Below are 4734 nucleotides of genomic sequence, written 5' to 3' on the forward strand. Positions count from 1 at the left end.
GCAATTCAACAGTTTTTGCTTGCTTCTCATTCCTGTGAGTATCATTTTGCCCGCAACTTTTCACGCCCAGCCGGAAAACACTCCGACCTTTGCAGAGGAGGCCTCCATGTCACCGTTGCCGTTTTTTACCCGCCTGTTGTTTTGCCTTGGCATGCTTCTCCCCTTTGTGCTGCCAGCGCAGGAGATCAAGCTTGCCGGCGCCGTGCGCGACCGCAACACCCATCGCGAAATTCGCGGCGTCAATGTTTATTTTAAAGGCACCAAAGTCGGCTCAACCACGGATTTTGCCGGGCGCTTTGCGCTGCCGCTGGCCAACACCACGATGCAAAGCGTCATTGTCTTTCAGCATGTCGGCTATGAACCCATGGAAGTCACCCTGGAAGAGCTGATGAAGCTGCGCTCGGTCTACCTGCAGCCGCGCGTTATCGTCTTGCCGGGCGTCGAAATTGAAGAAGAGGGCCGGCAGCGCCTGGACATTGACACGGATTTGCCGCAGCCGATTTCGGTGATTGATGCCAAAAGCTTTGAAATTCGCGGCTTCGAAGATGCCGGCGATCTGCTGAAAACCGACCAGAGCGTGCAGGTGGAAGAACAGCTCAGCGGCAAGAAAACCATCTCGATCCGCGGCAGCAATCCGGATGAAGTCACCGTGCTGTTCAACGGCGTCAAGATGAACAGCGCCTATGACAATATCTTTGACTTGCAGTTGCTGGATTTGGAGGACATCGAGCGTCTGGAAATCATCAAGGGCAGCAATACCGCGCTCTACGGCCCGGATGCCTTTGGCGGCGTCATCAACGCCGTGCCGAAAGTGCAGAAAGATTATTCCGTGCGCTTTCAACAACGCCTGGGCACCTACCGCTCCGGCAACTGGGGCCTGCACTTTTACCGGAATCTCGACAAGCTGCACGCGTCCTACAACTTCAAGCGCGGCGCCTCCAAACGGGATTTTGTCGATGCCGTTGATGACAACAGCGGACTGGAAAACGCGGAGTTGCATCATACCGGCAACTTGACGTATCGTTTCTCCGAAGCCGAAGGCAACCGCCTGAAAAAGGAACTGAGTGCGACATATCTCTACACCGCCCTGGATTATGACAATTTCCGGGATTTCGAGCGCCAAAACGACTTGAATCACATGGTGACGATCAGGTATGCTGCCGAACAATCCCAGCGCAAAGATTTCAATTTGTCGCTGACGCTGCGCCGCCTCGATGAAGCGCGCACCTTGACCAGCGGCGGCACCATTGACAGCGACATCGACGACCGCGCCGTGCAGGTCAATGCCGAAAAGCAGTTCCGGCTAGGCCGCGTCGATTTGCTCACCGCCTATCAGTTTCAGGCCTCAGAACTCGATTATCAAGACGCGCGTGACGTTCCCGGAGAACAGCGCCTGGGCATCGAATCCGCGCAATTTGACCGCCGCCAGCATGGCGCGGTTGCCATTGTGAAACTGCATAACGACGGCGGCTCGGATTTCTTCCAAACCGTGGATGTCGATTTTAGCCTGCGCCATGATCGCGTGCTCGACGATCAAGTCGATTATGTGTTGCGCGGCACGCCGGGGGATCCGAATCCGTTGGTGGTAGCGGGAGCTTTTGATCGCAACGACTGGCGTGAAACCACCTTCAAATTTGCCTTCAGCTTTGACGGCTATCGCAACAATCTCGCGCTCAACGGTTATTTGAATGCCGGATCCAATGTCAAATTTCCGACTCTCTTGCAGCAAACCAGTTCGCCCGCCTTTTTTGCGCCGGAAGAATCGCAGCCGGATTTGAATCCGGAAAAAAATCGCAGCGTGGAACTCGGCTTCACGATTTCGCGCGATGTGCGCGCGAACACCAGCATCTACGGCTGGCAGATTTCTGGCAATTATTTTCAAAACCACTACGAAAACAAGTTCCGCATCGCAGCAACGCCGGGCGTTCCCGTGCTGTTCTTCGATAACGTGCAGAATGCGCGCATTTCCGGCATCGAGGCCAAGGCCAGCACCTTCTTCTTCCGCAAAAAAGCGACGCTGACCGGCGGCATTTCACGATATTCGATCTCCGAAAAATCCGCGTTTCCATTCAAATCGGATCTCAAACGCACGCTCACACTCAATCTCGAGCATGCCGGCTATTCGTTTCAAGCGTATTGGTTCACCGAAAGCGAGCAATTTGGCTGGCTGCGCCGTCTCAAAAGCGGCGACCAAGCCGACGGCCAGCCGGTGTTCGGCGAACTGGCGGAAATTGCGCTGCCCGGTTTTTCCAATCTCGATTTGCATTTGAGCAAAACCTTTCAAATGGGCAAGCTCAAGCTTTTTGCCAATGCCACCGGCCGCAATTTGTTGAACAAAAGCGACGAAGTCCTGGAAGGCCTGGCCATTCGCGACCGGCGTTATTACCTGATCTTCGGCGCGCAGTTTTGAGGCGTTTACCCTGAATGAGCTTCATAACAGAATCGCCTTATCGATTTGATCACAAGAGGAAACGGATGAAAGCTGCCAACCGATTCAAAATAAATATCCGTTGGCAGCCTTTATCTGTTGCGCCATATTCTAAAAAATGGCTGTCTCCCGGATTTAACCTCGTGAGACGAGGCAATCGCCTGAGACGATTGTTGCTAGTACTTGCCTTCAGTTTGCTGCTGTCAAACTGCCAAAAAAATCCTGCCAATGACAATGAGCTCACCGCCGGCGCTCAAATGAGCGGCCGGGTTTTGTTGAGCGAGGGCGCAACACCCTCAGATGTTTATGTTTGGCTGGACGGCACGAGCTTCGCGACGTACACCGGTCAAAGCGGCGAATTTCAAATCAATTTGCCGCCGGTTGCGCCGAATGTTTTGGTGGGCGCCAGCGTTCACTCGCTTTATTTTTATCTTGCCAACTATCAGCTTTCCTCGGTGGATCTGGCGATACGCGATGGCAAATTTTTGTATTCGCGCGGCGGGCTTAACAGCCGCGGCGAGTTGAACAACACGGTTTCGCTACTCAAACGATTACACATTGAAACCACGGTGACGCCTGCAGAGATTGCAGGCGATTATCAAGGTCCGATGAATGTGCAGCTTTCATTGTCCGCCGCCGGCGATTCTGTGACCGTGCTTTTTCCGGAGAATGAAAGTCCCGCCCTCTTTTTTAAGCAAAAAGAAACCGGCGCTGTTTTTTCCTATGCTTTGACGGTCAACCCCGCCGCCCGCGATAGCATAAAAATCGGGCAAGAGGCATATCGCCGCAGCATGACTCTCAATTTTACACCGGATTACCTGCCGCAAGGAAGTTACGAAGTCGTGCCCTACTTTCTTATCGTTCCCGAAAAAGTCCTGCCGCCGGGGCTTCTGCCCAGTTTGGGCGATGCAGTGGAAAACTTCAGCGCGAATTTTCTCAAAATTCCGACGAAGCGCACCGGCGGCCAGCTCGTCGTGAAAAGCAGTGAGTAACGCTGCGATTCCGGCCGCGAGCCGCTCAAAGTTAGAATAAAATTCTGAAAGTGTTTCGCCCACCGAGATGAAATCCCACAGAAAAGGCTTTTTTCTTTCTGTAGCAGTTCTACTTTTGTGGGCGAAGTTTTCAAAGCTGCTGGAAGAGCCTCGATTTTCAGCTTGCTCGAAAATCAGTGTAGAACGTTTAAGGTTGCAGAGTTACAAAAATCTCGGAAACCTTGTGATGAGAACTCTACATGTTTTCTTGGTGTGGCCCACTCTCGTTCTGCTGGCCGGCTGTCTCGAAAGTCCCTTTGGCGATAATGACATCAGCGGCGGAACGCAGGCCATCAACGGGTCGGTCGCCCTGAACAACGGCGCCAGCGCGAAAGATGCATTCGTTTGGCTGGATACGTTCAATGCCGGTACGCGCGCCGACGCGAACGGGGCGTTTCGGTTGATTTTGCCGCCTGCGGCAGGCCAGCCGGGCGGCGGCATCAGCGGCGCGTTCGATCTTTATTTTTATATGGCCAATTGCAGGCTCAATACGGCAAACGTCACCACGCGCAACGGCGTTTTTGTGTATGACGCAGCGGATCTCAACAAAAATGGCGCGCTCAGAGCCAAGATCGTATTAAGTCCGTTTCTCGGCATCACCACCCAGCTCAGTCCTGCCCGTGTCGCACAAAGCGATACCGCCGAAGCGATCGATCTCCGGGTAACGCTGCAAACTCTGATTGGCGATACGGCCACTGTAATTTTCCCGCAATCCGTCATCGGCACGCTAGGCGCGGTCATTTTCGAATCGACGAACACCGGCGCCACCACGGTTTTTCAGCGCGTCGCCGGCGGCAGCGCGAGAGAAGTGATCATTGTCGGACGCACACCGGTTGTGCGAGGCTTCACCTTTCGCCTCCGCGAAGTGACGCCCCGGCTCGCGCCCGGAACATATGAGGTTGTGCCGTATCTGCTGATCGCGCATGAAAACATACCATCGTTATTACTGCAAACACTCGGGCCAACCACCTCCAGTCTGGGCCCGGATTATCTCAAGATGCCATTTGTCCGCGAAGGCGGGCGTTTCGAGATTACAGATTAATACTACAACGTTAAGTCGAATTCTATGGCACAGACAAATAGCCCAAAGGGGCGAAATGTAAAAGCGAAGGGCAACGCCCTGGGAAATCGGTAATCATGAGATATCACCAAGCCCCAGCGGGGCGCCATAGAACCACTGTAGTGCACCCCATTTTTTGGACACAAAAAGGGCTTTTGTTAAGGAACTTTGACTGCGGTTTTGTTTTGTTTGTTCCACTGGTTTTCGAATTCGAT

At 53.5% G+C, this 4734-nt stretch carries 3 protein-coding genes; all 3 read left to right on the top strand.

Annotated elements, in window-relative coordinates:
• The first annotated feature begins 106 nt into the window (after nucleotides 1–106).
• Entirely contained in the window at nucleotides 107–2410 is a 2304-nt protein-coding gene (locus tag FBQ85_26665) for a TonB-dependent receptor (GenBank protein ID MDL1878716.1), read from the top strand.
• Nucleotides 2411–2571: 161 nt separating this feature from the next.
• Entirely contained in the window at nucleotides 2572–3420 is an 849-nt protein-coding gene (locus FBQ85_26670) for a hypothetical protein (GenBank protein ID MDL1878717.1), read from the top strand.
• Nucleotides 3421–3646: 226 nt separating this feature from the next.
• The gene (locus FBQ85_26675) at nucleotides 3647–4501 is read left to right on the top strand and encodes a hypothetical protein (protein MDL1878718.1); all 855 of its coding nucleotides are present in this window, start codon (nucleotides 3647–3649) and stop codon (nucleotides 4499–4501) included.
• Nucleotides 4502–4734 lie beyond the last annotated feature (233 nt).

The organism is Cytophagia bacterium CHB2, assembly GCA_030263535.1.
Classification (GTDB): domain Bacteria; phylum Zhuqueibacterota; class Zhuqueibacteria; order Zhuqueibacterales; family Zhuqueibacteraceae; genus Coneutiohabitans.